13 protein-coding genes are annotated in these 15632 nt (G+C 49.2%); 6 read left to right on the plus strand and 7 right to left on the minus strand.

The window, feature by feature from the left end:
- Positions 1-89: 89 nt before the first annotated feature.
- Entirely contained in the window at positions 90-947 is an 858-nt protein-coding gene (locus BUB94_RS04490) for a sigma-70 family RNA polymerase sigma factor (RefSeq protein WP_073158896.1), read from the minus strand.
- A 202-nt stretch (positions 948-1149) separates the two neighbouring features.
- Here BUB94_RS04490 and BUB94_RS04495 point away from each other — a divergent pair, with 202 nt between their 5' ends.
- Entirely contained in the window at positions 1150-2352 is a 1203-nt protein-coding gene (locus BUB94_RS04495; protein WP_073158898.1) for a sensor histidine kinase, read from the plus strand.
- A gap of 29 nt (positions 2353-2381) precedes the next feature.
- Here the strand turns inward: BUB94_RS04495 and BUB94_RS04500 are convergent, their stop codons facing one another.
- The 3 genes from BUB94_RS04500 to BUB94_RS04510 form a co-directional block, all read right to left on the minus strand.
- Positions 2382-3800: a tetratricopeptide repeat protein gene (locus BUB94_RS04500; RefSeq protein ID WP_139260119.1), complete on the minus strand. Its 1419-nt coding sequence runs from the start codon at positions 3798-3800 to the stop codon at positions 2382-2384.
- 133 nt (positions 3801-3933) lie between these two features.
- Positions 3934-5031, minus strand: a complete 1098-nt coding sequence (locus BUB94_RS04505) for a protein kinase domain-containing protein (protein ID WP_073158902.1) — start codon at positions 5029-5031, stop codon at positions 3934-3936.
- A gap of 87 nt (positions 5032-5118) precedes the next feature.
- Positions 5119-5925: an LOG family protein gene (locus BUB94_RS04510; RefSeq protein ID WP_073158904.1), complete on the minus strand. Its 807-nt coding sequence runs from the start codon at positions 5923-5925 to the stop codon at positions 5119-5121.
- A gap of 172 nt (positions 5926-6097) precedes the next feature.
- Here BUB94_RS04510 and BUB94_RS04515 point away from each other — a divergent pair, with 172 nt between their 5' ends.
- Complete coding sequence (locus BUB94_RS04515; RefSeq protein ID WP_073158906.1) at positions 6098-6310, plus strand: DUF6812 domain-containing protein; 213 nt, start codon at positions 6098-6100, stop codon at positions 6308-6310.
- Between the two features lie 80 nt (positions 6311-6390).
- Here the strand turns inward: BUB94_RS04515 and BUB94_RS04520 are convergent, their stop codons facing one another.
- Positions 6391-8976, minus strand: a complete 2586-nt coding sequence (locus BUB94_RS04520) for a TIGR03960 family B12-binding radical SAM protein (RefSeq protein ID WP_073234549.1) — start codon at positions 8974-8976, stop codon at positions 6391-6393.
- Between the two features lie 77 nt (positions 8977-9053).
- Between BUB94_RS04520 and BUB94_RS04525 the strand changes: the two genes are divergently transcribed.
- The 3 genes from BUB94_RS04525 (at position 9054) to truA (ending at position 12486) form a co-directional block, all read left to right on the plus strand.
- Complete coding sequence (locus BUB94_RS04525) at positions 9054-10448, plus strand: GGDEF domain-containing protein (RefSeq protein WP_073234552.1); 1395 nt, start codon at positions 9054-9056, stop codon at positions 10446-10448.
- Between the two features lie 281 nt (positions 10449-10729).
- Positions 10730-11734: a hypothetical protein gene (locus BUB94_RS04530; RefSeq protein ID WP_073158912.1), complete on the plus strand. Its 1005-nt coding sequence runs from the start codon at positions 10730-10732 to the stop codon at positions 11732-11734.
- Complete coding sequence (gene truA, locus BUB94_RS04535) at positions 11734-12486, plus strand: tRNA pseudouridine(38-40) synthase TruA (RefSeq protein WP_073234555.1); 753 nt, start codon at positions 11734-11736, stop codon at positions 12484-12486. Before BUB94_RS04530 ends, truA begins: the two co-directional genes overlap by 1 nt.
- A gap of 42 nt (positions 12487-12528) precedes the next feature.
- Here the strand turns inward: truA and BUB94_RS04540 are convergent, their stop codons facing one another.
- Entirely contained in the window at positions 12529-13266 is a 738-nt protein-coding gene (locus tag BUB94_RS04540) for a pyridoxine 5'-phosphate synthase (RefSeq protein ID WP_073234558.1), read from the minus strand.
- Positions 13267-13279: 13 nt separating this feature from the next.
- Positions 13280-14404 (minus strand): divergent polysaccharide deacetylase family protein, encoded by a 1125-nt coding sequence (locus tag BUB94_RS04545; protein WP_073158918.1) that lies wholly within the window; start codon positions 14402-14404, stop codon positions 13280-13282.
- A 30-nt stretch (positions 14405-14434) separates the two neighbouring features.
- Between BUB94_RS04545 and miaA the strand changes: the two genes are divergently transcribed.
- Positions 14435-15337, plus strand: coding sequence for a tRNA (adenosine(37)-N6)-dimethylallyltransferase MiaA (gene miaA / locus BUB94_RS04550; RefSeq protein WP_073158919.1), 903 nt, complete (start codon positions 14435-14437; stop codon positions 15335-15337).
- The last annotated feature ends 295 nt before the right edge of the window (positions 15338-15632 follow it).

Raw genomic sequence — 15632 nt, forward strand, 5'->3', positions numbered from 1 at the left:
TGAAAAACGGAAAAACCGGCCCCGTAAGGCCGGTTTTTAATTTAAGGAGAGAGAGATGAAAAAACTTCAGTAAGAAAAGTGGCGTTTCACTAGGCTGCGCCGTGAAGGTCGTGAGTCCTGTAATCTCCGCGGAGCTTGTCCAGGGCGGCCTTCTTGATCTGGCGAACTCTTTCTTTAGAAAGACCAACCATGGGACCGATATCCTTGAGGGTGTATTCGATGTCCCGATCGAAGCCGAAGCAGAGCTTGATCACTCGCATTTCTTCTTCGGAAAGGTTGTCCTTCATGGCCTTGTCCATATGCTTCTTGACAAAGCTATATGCGGCCAGGTTGTCAGCCTTGTTTTCAGAATCAGACAAGGTGTCGCCTAAGGTGAGTTCCTGATTGGTGCTCAAGGGGGCGTCGAGAGAGGAGGAACGCTGAGCCATCATCAAGATCTTTTCAATAGAGTCTGCCTTGTACTTGGAAACACCTTCAAGACTCTTGGGGTCAATGGATAGTGTTCCACCGATATTCTGACGGAGGGTGCCTCCGTGCTTTGAAAACTTACGAATTACCAGTTCCTTTTCAGCGCTGATGCGAACGATGCGGCCGTTTTCTGCGATGTGGCGCACAATGTTCTGACGAACCCACCATACGGCATAACTGATAAACTTAAGATTGGTGCTAAGGTCAAAACGCTTGGCGGCGTGCATCAAACCCATATTACCTTCGTTAATCAGTTCGATTACGTCAACGCCCTGACCCTTATACAGATTGGCGATGTTTACAACGAATCGGAGATTGGAATTGACCAGCATTTCCATTGCAGAACGGCTACCCTGCTGCTGGATCTTACGGAGTAAAATGTATTCCTGTTCCTTGGTAAGCAGCGGATATTTGGAAATCTCGTCGAGATAACGGAAGTATGCGTCCTTCTCGCTTCTTGTACGTGTATTTGTATTCATATCAGCCTCTTGTTTGTTGTATTGTTTCTTACGTTTACAAAGATACCTCTATGTTCTAGTTGAAGTGTCATAGATTGGTGTAGGGTTTGCAAAAGTTTTTCACAGATTTTGTCATTTTTTCCGTAGTTTTGTCATACTTTTGTCATGAAGTGCCCAAATTACGCTTAAAATGACCTATTTTTGTTGTTCTAAAGAGGACAAAATGTCAATTGAAAGCACAAAAAAACGTTTAAAAGACTTCTGGCAGGTTATTCACGAGCGTCTTTCCTCCTTACAGGAAGATCAGTTTGACCGCGGCGAACGGGAATTGATTGCCATATTGGGAGATGATGAATCGAAAAGCTTTTTTCCTGTGCCGGCAACGCTGTTGATGGTTCTTGTTTGGAGCTTTATTCTTTTTTTCCCTTTGATTATCCTGTTGGATCCTAGCGGATCTGTTGGGGATGACGTTACCATGGGTGCGTTGGGCCGTTATTATCTGCCCTTGTTGTCTACGATGCTGATCTTTTTCCTGAATCAGAGAATCCTTGTTCCCAAATTCTTTTTCAAGAAAAAATATGTTCGCTATTTTGTCTGTGATTCAATTCTTTTTGTCATTGTGCTGTTTTGTCGTGAACTATATTCGTTCCTGACAATGTCGGAATCTAGTGGTGGCATTGCTGAATTTTTCGGGTCTTATTGTTTCAGAACGGTTAGAGATCATTTTTCTGTCTGGACTCTTGTTTCGTTCATGATTATCTTAAGCACCATTAGCTTCCTGTGTATCATTATCTCTGTATTTAGTCGTCAGCTTATACGAGCCTTTATTATTCGCGAAAAGAAGAAAGTGGCGCTGGAGTATGAACTTGATTTTTTGAAGAGCCAACTGAGTCCCCATTTTCTGTTTAACACGCTGAACAATATTACTAGCCTAATCAGGATTGAACCGAAATTGGCAGAAAGCAGCATGGAAAAGCTGAGTAAACTTTTACGCGTAATGCTTTATCAGACGTCTGACAAGTTTATCGATATCAAGGATGATGTTGATTTGCTACAGAAGTACGGAGAACTTGAAAAACTTCGTCTTCCTAAAAGTTTTGAGTATGTCTTTGAGACGGATCTGGAGAACCCTCATTGTCAGATTCCTCCTCTTTTGATGATGCCTCTTGTTGAAAATGCAATGAAGCATTGTGTAAACCCTGATGGGAAAAGCTTTGCTCATATTCGCATCAGTCAGAAAGATGGCAAGATTCATTTCAAATCGGTAAACAGCAACTTCCCCCGTAAGCCGAAACCTGGTGCAAGTGGACTCGGTCTGGCAACGTTTGAAAAACGCCTTGAGCTGTTGTTCTCTGGTAAATACTCCTACGGAACTTGGATCGAAGGGAATACTTACGTTTGCGATTTAACTCTGACGGTAAAATAAGAGCCTCGCCCGGGGGCGAGACTTGAAACTTATTTCAGGGCTTCCAACGTTTTACGGGCCTGCTTTGCCAGGATATCGTTTTCATTCATTTCAATGACTTTCTGAAGGTAGCCGATGCCTTCCTGAACTTCAATTTTATTGGTGACGCAGGTCTCGCCCAGAGTGAACAGCGAACGTCTTGCAAAATTCGGATCCTTTTCCTTGCTGAGACATTTTTTCAGAAGGAGGATGGCGGCGTCCGGTGCATTTTTAGCCTTGGCGATTTCGCCCCATTCCATCCATTGGTTGCTTGAAAAATCAAGGTATTGGTCGGGGGCGGTCATTCGGATGACGGTCTGTTTTACGAGGGCTGCATCCACGGGGTGTTCCTGAAGAAGTTGTGTCAATGCAAGACGTAGCTGCTGATGGGCTTGTTCCGGTCTGCAGTTCTTGGCGCTTGTAAATCCATCTTCGATAAGGGTTCTAGTCTTGGCCTTTCTTTCGGCCATCGGATTCTGGGAGGCTTTTTCCAGAAGGCGTTCCCTTAAAAGGTCTGCGTTGATTTCGGCTTGGCTCCTAAGGCGAGTTTCGATTCGGACGCCAGCGAAGGCGCCGATTCCAAAACATACGGGAGAAAGGGCGGCCACCGCACCAAAGATCCCCGGATTGAGGAACCAGTTGATGGCCATGTCCAGTATTACGCCCGAGAAACAGATGTTCCTTGTTAGAGGGGTGACCTGGTTCTTGCGGTTTCCGAAGGCGGTCGCTCCCAACAGGAATGCCACGGTGAGACTCATGCCCATGTAGCGTTCTGTGGAGTAGTGGTCGAAGAAACTCGTGGTTGTCAGTACACTTACCAATATGGGGCCGGCGAGTGTCACTGCCGCTGTCGTCAGACAGATGATCCATAGGCTCCAACGTCTAGCCAGTCGCACGATAGCGAACATGAACAGCCCGGCAAACGAAAGGAAACTGCATACTCCAGGAATCAAAATCCAGCTGGTAAGAACTCTTTCGTATTGTTCGTATTTCGGGGCGAAGGCGAGGCTGTAACGAAGGTATCTATCGGTAAAGCTGTTAATCCATTCCTCTAGACTTGCTCGATAGTCGCTTTCGTTAGGATAGTGACCGTGGTCTTGGATGTAGGCTTCGCGGCCTCCGTTGTTTTCCCACCATTCGCGATATTCCTTCTTCATTCCAGCAACGCGTTCTTCTACAATGTAGGACGGGTTCTGCTGAAGGTATTTTTCGCGATAGCGCTGGAATTCTTCGGCTTTTAATTCTTTTGTGGGTTCGAGGCCCACGGATCTAAATTCACGGGCGCCTGCGTTATGCCACCAGGTATCAAAGGTCTTGACGATATTGCCTTCCCTTTGGTGCTGCTTGATGTATGGGTATGCACCGGTGATTCCATTGAATACACCTAGCGAAACAACCAGGATGAGCGCTACATAGTGTAACGGTTTCATCTGCTGTAAAATATCCTTGGCAAATTTCAAAATTATCCTTAGCCGTCGCTTGATTTGGGCTAGGGGTGTTTTGTTTTGCAGAAATACAGATCTTTCACGATTTGGGAAACTTGCCATATAAGCAAAATATAATCTAACGATTGTATTCGCGCAATTGATTCCACAAAAAGTCTGTGTTTACGTCTCGGTATCCCTGAGCATTTACCCTTTCACGGAGTTTATGCGCAATATCGAACAGGTTCGGACAATTCTGCATGCGTTCAAAGCTGTCGAATATGGTGAGGTTTTCGATCCATTGAGACAGTTCTGGGAATCGTGGGTCGTTAAAACTGTTTTCGCGGCCTGTTTTCAGGTGCTCCAGGTAACGGTCTGTGACTCGGTACCCATCTTCCACGAAGATGTCCATGGACTTGGGGAAGAGTTTGCGGCCTGTCAGGTATTCGTGGACAATGATGCCGAAGCTGAAATAGTCTACGGATGCCGAAAGATTTTCTCCCATGATTGCCTGTTCCGGTGCGCTGTAACAGGGGGTCATCTGTCCACCATATTCGGTGACGGTTTCCCGCATTTTGGCCTGGGCGTAACCGAAGTCGCATACAAGAATCTTGTGGTTGTTCTTGTGTTGCGGGTTTTGGCACAGGAGAAGGTTCTTGGGCTTGAGATCCTTATGGACCACTTGATAGTAGTGGAGCTGGCTGATGGTGTTGGCCAGGTAGGCTAACTGGGATACCCGGTGGAGAACTTCATCATCGGTAAGGTCTGTGCGGAACGTGCGGTCCAGGGAGCACCCCTTGATGAATTCCATCTTGAGATAGGGATGGCGGCCAGCGATGCCACCGCCCATGCTCTGAACGACGCCTTCGATATTGGTGGCGTGGATCAAGTTGTTGATTCTGATTTCGTCCTGGAATGCGCTCAGCAGCATGTTGAGGCGGTGCAGGCGGTTCTTTCCGGGAGGAGCCCAGAATTTGCAAATCTTGACAACGATTTCCTTTTCGGCGTAGTGGGTGGAATCTCCCGGGTGTTCTATCCAGAAGTTCGCCCTGTACAGGTTGTTGGTACCTTCTAGAGTCAGAGGTTCAATGAGCTTGATCCTCTGGGCGGCACCGTTGTGCAGAAATTCAGGATTCTGGTCAAACCACCGCTGGTATTCGTCCATGGTATAATTTGGACGCAGCGCAAGGTTTCTTGAAACACGGTCTAACGTTTCTGCAATGATGTTCCGAAGCATGCTACAATTATAGCTTTTTTGAGTCGGGTAAAAACAAAGAGACCCCGCATTTGCGGAGTCCTTTGTTCATAAAAATTTGGTTTGAAATTATTTCTTTTCGGTGGCCCTTTTTTCCAAGGTTTCGGTAATGATTTTGTAGGCTTCGTCTACGGAGTCGCAGAAGTGGAACAGGTTGAGGTCTTCCTTGTTGATCATACCTGTTTCTGCCAGGTATTCCCAGTTAAGGACCTTTTTCCAGAACTTGGCGCCGTATACGATAACGGGCATTCTCTGAGCGTACTTGTGAGTCTGGATGAGAGTGAGCATTTCGAACATCTCGTCAAGCGTACCAAAGCCGCCGGGGAATACCACCAGTGCCTGGGCCATGCAGAGGAACCAGTACTTTCTAATGAAGAAGTAGCGGAACTGGAAGTTCAGTTCGTCGTCGATGTAGACGTTGGGATGTTGTTCGAAGGGCAGCTTGATGTTGAGGCCGACGGAGGGGGTTCCCACATCGTTTGCTCCACGGTTTCCTGCTTCCATAATGCCGGGGCCGCCACCGGTCATGATGGCGTATCCTTCGTTGCGCTTGTTTGCCCACTTGCCAAGCTTTGCACCTAGCTCACGGGCGGCATCGTAGTACTCGGCGACGAGTTCCAGACATTTAAGACGGGCCAGTTCTGCCTTGTTCTTGCAGTTCTTGCGGCGCTTCTTGATTTCTGACATGGGGAGGGTTCGTGCGGAACCGAAGAAGACGATGGTTTTCTGGATGCCTTCCTGATCAAAAATCTGCTGCGGACACATGAATTCCGACAGGATTCTGATGGGGCGGCCCATGTTGCTATCCATAAAAGCCTTGTTGTAGTACATCATCTGTCCGGGGACGAGCTGGAGTTGCTTTTTCTTAGTTGCCATGGTACACACTCCTTTTGAAATCATGCGGATTTCCGTTTAAAATTCAAATTAAATCCCCGAAATGAGGGGGTGACACGATTTAAAATACTTTCAAAAAGTAAAACGGCACTAATTTGCTCCGAAAAAATGCTTTTAATCTTCTTCCAATGTGGAAAAACTTTATATTTGATATATGCTCGTTAAGATTTGGACCGATAGTTTTATCATTACTGGCGAAATCGACACTCTTCGTGACGAACGCCTTACAGATTATATTCGCGAAAACAAGGACTTTATCGCCGTTACCCAGGTAAAGGTCAGCGACAGAACTGAAAAGGACTTGTTCCGTACTCACTTTTTGAATGTGAGTACCAGTCATATTGAAATTATCCTGCCCGCAGAATAATTTCTTAATGCAGACTAGGTGAAGTTCCGCAAAATAAGATGCCGCCCCGAATGGAGCGGCTAAATTTCGTGGAGGTTTCCCTAGAATTCCATGGCGATTTTCTTGATGAGGAACCTGCGAGTGTCATCGTCAAGTTTCTTGGGATCGTAGGTTTTTCCAAGCAGACCTGCGTAGATGTTATAGGGGCTGGCGGTGCCGCCCATCTCATTACACTTGATCTTGGTCATGATGTTGCCGCCCTGAATCTGGATGCCGAGAATATGTTCGTTCAGGTTGATTTCCTGACCGCGGTGGTTGGTGACCACTGGCAGGGACTTCTCGTCGAAGGACTTCATGATTTTTGCTGCCGTTTCCGGATCCAGGTTGTCCGGAGTGAAGCTGTAAATCATGGCCTTGGGCATGTTCTTGCTCAGCTTACCCTGTAGCGGTTCGATGTTCACGATTTCCATGCCGCGGGGGAAGGGGGCGGAAAGCTGCTTCATGGTTGTTTCCAGGCCTTCCTTGCTGATGTCCAGCGGTTGTAGCAGTTCCACGCTGATGATTTCGCAGTAGGTTTCAAGGCCGAGGGGGAGGGCGCCCATGTTACTGATACGGGGCTTGGGGCTGAAACCTTCACTGAACTTGATGGGGATTCCTGCGCAAAGGAAGGTTCGCTCGAAGAAGCTGAGCATGTTCTGGTGAGGCAGGAAGCGGCTGATGCCAGTCTTCTTGAAGGTAATCTTGTAGCTATAGCAGACCTTCTGGCTGGGACGGCGTTCTGCCACCAGCTTCTTGATTTCTTCGGGTGTGCGGCTGGGAGCCTTATGGCGTACCGGATCGTTGGCCAGATGGATTTCTGCACCGAAGCCAGGAATGCCGCACTTCTGGCAGTCGCCCCACTTGCAGTTGGGAACGGGAGCGGAATCTTCCTTGAAAGCCTTTTCCCATTCGCGGCGGAGGTACTGCTTGGTGGTTCCTGCATGGATGACGTCCCAGGGGAAGACTTCTTCCTTTTCGCGGGTGCGGTAGACCCAGCTGGTGTCGTAGCCGCATTCTTCCCAGACCTGGAGCCAAGTGTCGTAGTTGAAACGATAGGCGTCGCTTTCAAAGGTTAGACCTTTCTTGTAGGCGGCATAAATCACGGGGCCAAGACGACGGTCACCGCGGCTGTATACGGCTTCCAGGTGGCTCATTTCCCAGCCAGCCCAGTTCACCTTCACGTTGGGGTGTCTAAAGAATCTTTCGCGAACGAAACGGATATGCTTTAGGGCGGTTTCCTTGTCCATAAACGGAGCCCACTGGAGGCCGGTGAAGGACTTGGGAATCAAGATGCCCATGGAAACGGCAATCTGGCATCCGCGGAGATACTTGCGGCCAATCTTTACCAGGTTCTCGATCAGGCCACAGAAGGCTTCCATGTCTTCCAGGTTTTCGGTGGGAAAGCCGATCATGGTGTAGAGCTTGATCTTGTTGAATCCGCTGCTGAAGGCGTGTTCGGCGGCGTTGTACATGTCCTGGTCGCTGATGGTCTTGTTGATCATCTTGCGGATTCGTTCAGAACCAGTTTCAGGGGCGAAGGTGGCGCTACGGCCGCCCTTCAATGCGGAAATTTTCTGAGCCAATGTTTCGCCGAAGGCGTTGACGCGGATGGAGGGGAGGCTTACGTCTACGGTATCGAAGAACGGATCGTCGATGATAGAGTCGGTAAGGCCTTCCACCGGCTTGTAGTCGGCGGTAGAAAGGGAGAGCAGGCCCAGTTCGCGTTCGCCTGTGGCCTTGATGCCTTCCTTGGCGATTTCAAGAACGTCGTCTGGATCCAGCTCGCGGCAGGGGCGGTACCAGATGCCTGCCTGGCAGAAACGGCAACCCTGGGCGCAACCGCGCATGACTTCTACGCTGAAGCGGTTGTGGACCAGCTGCATGTTGGCGATGAGGTTCTTGATGGGGTAGTTCTTGCGGTCCATTACGGGAATGAACTGGCGGCGAACGCCGGTGGTCTTTTCGTAGGGGCCGGTGGCGGGTTCTGCAGGAACGATGTCGCCAAATTCGTTGGTAACGGTGGGACGGAGGCTGGGGACGTATACGCCGTCCAGTTTTGATAAATTCTCGAGAATCTGCTTGCGGGAAAGGCCAGCCTTTCTGCCATCGCCGACGCAACGGAGGAACTTGACCATCAGTTCTTCACCGTCGCCAATCTGGAAGGCGTCAAAGAAATCCGCTACGGGTTCCGGGTTGGCCATGGCGGGGCCGCCGGCGATAACAATGGGATCCTCTTCTCGACGATCCTTGCTCCATACGGGGACTCGGGAGAGTTCCAGCACGTAGGGCACGTTTGTGAAGTTCAGTTCCGTCTGCAAGGTCATGGCCAGGACTTCGAAATCCTTTACGGGTGTGTAGCTGGCGTAGCTGTACAGGGGAATGTCGTACTTTTCCATTTCTCGAGCCATGTCTTCCCAGGGGGCAAAGCTCACTTCACATAGCAGGTCCGGTTCCTTGTTGATTATATGGTATAGGATGCGGATGCCGTTATTGCTCATGCCGATTTCGTACTTGTCGGGGAACACGAAGGCCATGCGGCAGTGCATTTTGCTGTGGTCTTTGACAACGCTGTTGGCTTCGCCACCCATATAACGGGCCGGGGATTCGACAGCGGGGAGAGCTAGGGCGATTTTTTCGAGAATGGTCATAGGCCTAAATTTAGAATATTAGTGCTTTATAACGGAATAGGGGTGCCATGTAGAAATTAAATAAGTAAATTTTTCGTATGACTATGGTATCTTACATTGTTTGGCTCATAGCTTTTGTAGCTGGGGTGGGCGTATCGTTTTTCGTTCCCGAAGCGACTATTTCGCTGGGCGGAAAGTTTGCCTTTATCGGCGCCTGGGGTGCCGTTCTCGGATTTGTTCTTTACACTCTCTGCAAGCGTAGGGTGGAAACTGCCGAGGCCGAGTTTAACGAAAATCTGGAATCTCTGAAGGCCTCTCAGCTAGATCTGGTCGCTGGAATCCAGGCCAATAAGCCTGCAGAACCGGTAGAAAAACCTGCGGTAAAGGCTCCTGAGCCGCCGCCTGTAACGGCAAAAAATGAAATTCCCCTTCCCAAGGGCGCTATTTCCGCCAGGGAGGCTCTTGAAAAGATTGCTGGGGCTCCTCTGAGGGCGAATTTCCCCCTGGATGTCTGGAAGCGTTATGCCAAGAGTATTCTGAAGGATAGACCTTTCGGTGAAGTTCTGGCGAATCTTGAAAAGTTGTTGCCTGCCATGTTCCCCAAGGCTTCTGGTATCTTATATATGTATGCAGGTACCCAGACTGACCTTCGCAAGCTGTATTCCTTTGGTCCTTCTGTCATCAGTGATGCTTCCATTCGTCCTGGTGAATGTGCTAGCTATAACTCTGGTGAAATTGTTGTTTGTGATTATTCCAAGCATGACTTGTCTGGTGGTTGTACCCATCTTCACCACCGTCCCCAGGGAATTTCTTTCTGCGCTCCTATTGAAGGATTGGAAGAACATTTCGGCATTTTCTCTCTGCAGGTAGATGCCTTGCCCGACAATGAATCCCTGGATGATTGGCATGCCAAGGTTAGCTTTGTGGCGACGACTTTTGGTCTTTATGTGTCTAACCAGAATTTGAATGTCCGCTATAAGGAACATAGTATCAGGGATAATCTGACTGGCTTGTTTAACAGACGTTATATGGAAGAATCCCTGGCTCGGGAAATTGCTGCTGCAACTCGACACAAGACTCCCATTGGCCTGATTATGCTGTATCCCGATTCTATTGCCGAGATTCAGAAGACTAAGGGTCGCCATGCTGTTGAACAGCTCCTTTGGGAACTTGGACAGCGCTTGCCTGGTTATATCCGTACAGAAGATATTCCCTGCCGTTATGACGGAGAGATGTTCTGCATCATCCTGCCGGGAGCTGACTTGAAAATTACACGTCAGCGTGCGGAAAAGATCAGACACGAGATTTCCCAGTTGCAGATTGCCTATGGTGCTGGTGTGCTTGCCACTCCGTTGAGCCTGGGTGTTGCGGTGATGCCCGCCCATGCGGCTGATGGTGGATCCCTGCTTTACATGGCCGAGGCTTCCTTGAGACACGCCATGCAGGCTGGCGGAAACCGCGTGACTATTGCGGACGCATTGATTAACCGCTAACGTTTCTAAGGCGTTTTGGTAGGCTGGCCTCTGGCCAGCCTTTTTTCGTTCCCATTTAAAGTATGAGGTTCTTCGTTTGACGTTACCCCTGGTTCGTTTTTATAAAAACCCAAAGGCATCCCAGCTGACGCCGAGATGCCTTTTTTGGGGGTTAGGAGGAGAACAAAGAGTTCTTGAACCTAAAGTTATAAAGTTTTTTTGAGGCGTGCAATATGTTTTTTATTCTAGGTTGAAACAAGTGTTGCGAAATTCTCAATGAGGTTTTTTCTAAATTTGGCCCCATGAAGAAGTTTGCTGCACCTATTGCATTGCTGGTCCTGGTCTGTTGCCTGGCCGCATATCTAGTTGTTGACTTTTCGGGTCCTAGGTCGTCTTTTGATTCCGACGCCTATTTGAAGGCCCGCGCAAGGATTGATTCTCTTGAAATTGCTCTCTGGGACGCCCAGAATTCTCCGGCTGACCAGATGACGATCCGTACCCAGCTGGAAACTGCCTGGACCGAACTGGCCGCCATGCGTGAAACTCCCGCAGAACCTGTTGCCGAGGGTGGCGAAGGTGAGGCCGTTGCAGAACCTGCCGATGATGGCAAGATTGCCGGTATGTCTTCCGATGTGATCGGCTGGATCATTGGAGGCGTCCTGGCTGTAATCGCCTGCGCCGTGATTCTTGTGTTTGTACTTCGCCGTCGCCAGGAAATTATTACTCGCCGTATGGAGGCTATCAAGGCTGAACGTTTCAAGGAAGTCAAGGCTGATCTGGATGATGCCACTACTTTGGCTCCCCGTCCCCGCCCCAAGAAGCGTTCCATTATTGCCGATGCCGAGGAATACGCAGCTCACAAGCGTGAGACCTTGGCCCAGCAGCAGTTGAATGCTTCTGCTCCCAGCCCTTCTGGCGAAGAACCGAAGATAGCCTTCGAAGACGAAAATGGAGTTCCCGAAAACAAGATTATGACCGGACTCCCGGGTTCCAAGCCCACCCTTCGCCCGACGGCCAAGGAACGTATTACTTCTGCCATGCAGAATCTTTCTGACGTGCTGCGTACTCCTCGTGGGCTTTCTCGTGAACGCACCATGAAGTTGCGTGCCCAGAGCCGCAATGCTACAGGCGATCCCAACTTGCAGGGGAGCAACCCCCTGGAAACTTCCCGCTTTGATCGCGAGGCTACTGAAAAGTTGAAAATCCTTCAGCTGTCTCGCCGTGGATTCCCCGCCTCTGCAATCGCTTCTCAGTTGAAGATTCCTCAGGAAAAGGTCGAAGCTGTCATTAAGGACGCCCAGGCCTAATGCGTTATCGCTTCAGGTGTGAATACCTGGGTAGCGCCTTTCATGGCTGGCAGGCCCAGAATGAAGGTGGCAAGACCAAATTTGTAACGGTGCAGTCTGCGCTGGAAGAGGCTTTTTCCATTGCGCTTCGTTCTCCTATCCGCATTACCGGTTCCGGTCGTACGGATACTGGCGTTCATGCCCGCGGTCAGTGTGTTCATTTTGATTATGACGGTGAACTGGATTTGGTGCGTACGGTGAATTCCATCAACGGCTTGACGAAACGTCTTGTCCGTATTCGCGACTTGCAACCTTGCGATCCGGAATTCCATGCCCGTTTCGACGCGACGTGCCGGTATTACCAGTATACCATGTACACCCGACCTGTGGCCCTGCTCCGGGACTTCGGGTGGGAGTGCGGCTCTCAAAATCTGGATCTCGATGCCATGGCAGAAGAGGCGAAGTCTTTCCTCGGTCATCACGACTTTATCGATTTTTGCATTCCCCGCAATGATGGAAAACCGACGGACTGCATCCTGACGGAATTCCGCCTGGAGCGGTTGAACGACTGGAACTGCATGTTCCATATCCGAGGGAACCGTTTCTTGCACAGGCAGGTCCGCGCCATGGTGGGGACCTTGTACGATGTAGGTCGCGGTAAGCTCCCTATGGGTACGGTGAACCAGATCTTCGATAAAAATTTTAAGGGAGAGCGCACATGGGCTCCCCCTCAGGGTTTGGTCCTTGAGAACGTAGAATACAAGGACTATTGATTTCAGAATTTTATTTTGGACGTCAAAAGGGAATGCTTCCTGTTATTTGGAAGCGTCCTTGATTAAGTCCAGCATGTCCTTGATGGCACGGTCCATACCTACCATAACGGCCTTGCTGACGATGCTGTGGCCAATGACCACTTCGTCAATGCCTTCGATGGCGGCGATGGCGGAAATGTTGCGGTAGTTCAGACCGCGGCCGGCCTTTACCCTGAGGCCGTACTTGCGGGCGAGGACGGCCATGTCTTCGAGGGCGGAAATTTCACGTTCAATTTCTTCGCGGCTTCCCAGAGTGCAGGAGGTTGCGTACTTGCCGGTATTGAATTCGACAAAGTCTGCGCCAATCTTCTTGGCGGCCTTCACTTGTTCGGTTTCGGGATCGATGAACACGCCTACGGCAATATCGTTGCTCTTGAGTGTCATGGCAGGCTTTGCCAATTCTGCAGCCTTGGCGGCAACATTCAGACCATCTTCTGTGGCGTAGTCGGTGTGGACCTCAGGAACGAATGTAACAGTGTCCGGCTGATTGTTGATAGCCACCTGGATCATTTCCTGGGTGGGGGCCATTTCCAAGTTCATCTTGGTGGTGACGGTGCCACGGAGCATGCGGACGTCGCGATCCTGAATGTGGCGCTTGTCTTCGCGGAGGTGGGCGGTGATGCCGCTGACGCCTGCCAGTTCGGCAATAACTGCGGCCGCTACCGGATCAGGTTCGCAGATCTTGCGGGCTTCGCGGATTGTTGCAATATGGTCTACGTTAAAACCGAGCTTTACTGTCATACGTGATTCCTTATCAATACTTCATAAATGTAGATAAATTGACCAAGGTGGTGCCCTGATTTTTTGCCCTGGAAGAAAGGTCGCTCAACTTATTCACGTTATCCAATGTTAACGGGAGGATCATGACCGCCAGGCCTTTCTTTGTGGATTCCCGCATCTTGCTTCGCATATAGTCTGCCAGAGCGCTGTTGTCGGGATTGTAGGGGCTGGATGCCTTGCAGGAAATAGACAGGTCCTTGCAGGCTTCAGAAACCTTGGATAAGTTGTTCATGGTCGCGTCGAGGAACCACAGGTTGTTTTTATCTGCCGGCTTAAGAATCGCCTGGAGAAGTTGCTTGTGTTCAACAGCCTGTTCTCCATAACGTGAGACGATACCTACTGCGTTAGGCATTAATTTTTTCGCATCGTCAATCACCATCTCGATTTGTTCCTCGGTATGATGAATACGTAGGGGGCGCAGCTTGTTATGGACCTTGTTCAACTTGGTTGATTCCATAGTCAGCCATAATACAAGTTCCTTTCTTTTTACTTTGTCTAAATCAGGATAGAAACCGTCTTTCATACCGAAAGGCGGAATCAGTAAGTCGAATGGATAATCCAGCTTGTTCAGAGCCACAATCAACTCGGGGGTGAGGCTTGTAACCTGGAATGCCACAGCCAGCATGGAAGCGTCGTCCCTAAAGATGCTTTCGGAAACCTGCAGTTCCAGCAGAAGTGTGTCGCCGGTGGGTTTGATGAGGTCGATTTGGGCGGTCTGGAATGCGGAACTTCTGTCGTCATGGATTTCTTCCATGCGAAGAATCTGGCCGCCAGTCTTGTTGATGAAACGCTGGGCCTGGAGCAGGTAGACGATAATGGTCTTGCCTCGGCCCAGAGTCCAGATGTTTCTCTTTCGACGCTTGCTGTACTCCGCCTTTAAGGTTTGCAGTTCCTGCTGCATTTTTTCCTCAAAGGAGAGAGGCTCTTCTTCGGGAACATTTGAAGCGGAAACTTCGGTGGCGGTAGAATCGGTGTTCTGGGTTGCCGTTTCCTTTGTTCCGTTTTGCAGTTCCGCAATTTTGGGGAGTGCGAATTTGATGCCCACGATCAGTACGGCAAGAACAATGATAATGGCAATAATGTGTTTGTACTTTCTCATTCTACCGTAAAATATAACTACATTGAACCCATGCCTATTCTATTTGCCTTGGTTGGAGCCACGGGAATTGGTAAATCCAATTTTTCTCTGGAACTTGCAGAACATTACAACGCTGAAATTATCGGTGTGGATTCCCGTCAAATTTATAAGGGGTTTTCCATTGGGACTGCTCAGCCTGACATCCAAAGTTTAAATCGCGTGCGACATCACCTGGTTGATTTCGTGCCCCCTACAGATAACTTCTCTGCGGGCGCGTTTTGTAGCCTGGTAAAAAATCTGGTGGCTGAGAATCCCGAGAAGAACTTCATCCTTGTGGGTGGTACCGGACTTTATTTGCAAAGTCTGATGCTAGGCTTGCCTAAGATTCCTGAAATTGAACCGGCCCTGCGCCAGAAAATTGAAGAATTGGTTGTGCGCGATGGGGTAGATGTTGTCTATAAGCGTGCCTGTGAAGTTGATCCCGAAGCCATGGAAAAGGTGGTGCCCGGAAATGTCCAGCGAATTACCCGCGTGCTGGAGGTTTTTGAATCGACGGGTCGTAAATTGTCTGAATTCCAGAAGGAACGTGAAGGCGGGGTCGGCAAGTTATCCGTTTTTTCTTTGCAGCGTGACCGAGATGAACTGTATCGTCGAATAAATAGCCGCGTAGACCAGATGATTGAAGGTGGTTGGGTGGATGAAGCCCGAGAACTGGCGAAAACGGTGCCTTTGGATGCTCCGGCGTGGCAAAGTTTGGGATATAGGGAACTTCTAGAGGCTAAAAGTCATACTGATTTGGCAAGAATCGTAGAAAATGTGAAGCAGAAAACCAGAAATTATGCCAAAAGGCAGCTTACTTGGTTCCGCTGGCAGCTGGATTGCGTGCCGATCGACATGGAAAATTCGGAAAAAATGATGACTTTGCAAAGTATCTTTCAAAATAGTTGTGAATAGTTTGTGAAATCGTCGGGAATTGTCGGAGTAAGACTCGTGTTTTTTCCGTTTTTTGGAAAAAACAGCAAAAAAACAGCGGTTTTTTGTAAAACAGCCCTTGCAAAGTTTCTGCAAAATTCTATAATTGGCGTCGTTCCTGAGAGGGACGGCTGAGAAAGCCGAAACGAAACAAGAACAAAACAAAAGCCCGAGAGGTTTTTGAGAAGATTGAAGGAATCGGAGATGTGCTTAGTGACGGCCCAAGAAATTTCTTGGAATTAGTCGAATACGAACGTGATTACGGGACCAAGACTTT

Source organism: Fibrobacter sp. UWH9, assembly GCF_900129715.1.
Classification (GTDB): Bacteria; Fibrobacterota; Fibrobacteria; order Fibrobacterales; family Fibrobacteraceae; genus Fibrobacter.

Excerpts from the sequence above, each read along its gene's own strand:
- BUB94_RS04490 (WP_073158896.1), bottom strand. The coding sequence starts at position 947 with ATGAATACAAATACACGTACAAGAAGCGAGAAGGACGCATACTTCCGT.
- BUB94_RS04495 (WP_073158898.1), top strand. The coding sequence starts at position 1,150 with ATGTCAATTGAAAGCACAAAAAAACGTTTAAAAGACTTCTGGCAGGTT.
- BUB94_RS04500 (WP_139260119.1), bottom strand. The coding sequence starts at position 3,800 with ATGAAACCGTTACACTATGTAGCGCTCATCCTGGTTGTTTCGCTAGGT.
- BUB94_RS04505 (WP_073158902.1), bottom strand. The coding sequence starts at position 5,031 with ATGCTTCGGAACATCATTGCAGAAACGTTAGACCGTGTTTCAAGAAAC.
- BUB94_RS04510 (WP_073158904.1), bottom strand. The coding sequence starts at position 5,925 with ATGGCAACTAAGAAAAAGCAACTCCAGCTCGTCCCCGGACAGATGATG.
- BUB94_RS04515 (WP_073158906.1), top strand. The coding sequence starts at position 6,098 with ATGCTCGTTAAGATTTGGACCGATAGTTTTATCATTACTGGCGAAATC.
- BUB94_RS04520 (WP_073234549.1), bottom strand. The coding sequence starts at position 8,976 with ATGACCATTCTCGAAAAAATCGCCCTAGCTCTCCCCGCTGTCGAATCC.
- BUB94_RS04525 (WP_073234552.1), top strand. The coding sequence starts at position 9,054 with ATGACTATGGTATCTTACATTGTTTGGCTCATAGCTTTTGTAGCTGGG.
- BUB94_RS04530 (WP_073158912.1), top strand. The coding sequence starts at position 10,730 with ATGAAGAAGTTTGCTGCACCTATTGCATTGCTGGTCCTGGTCTGTTGC.
- truA (WP_073234555.1), top strand. The coding sequence starts at position 11,734 with ATGCGTTATCGCTTCAGGTGTGAATACCTGGGTAGCGCCTTTCATGGC.
- BUB94_RS04540 (WP_073234558.1), bottom strand. The coding sequence starts at position 13,266 with ATGACAGTAAAGCTCGGTTTTAACGTAGACCATATTGCAACAATCCGC.
- BUB94_RS04545 (WP_073158918.1), bottom strand. The coding sequence starts at position 14,404 with ATGAGAAAGTACAAACACATTATTGCCATTATCATTGTTCTTGCCGTA.
- miaA (WP_073158919.1), top strand. The coding sequence starts at position 14,435 with ATGCCTATTCTATTTGCCTTGGTTGGAGCCACGGGAATTGGTAAATCC.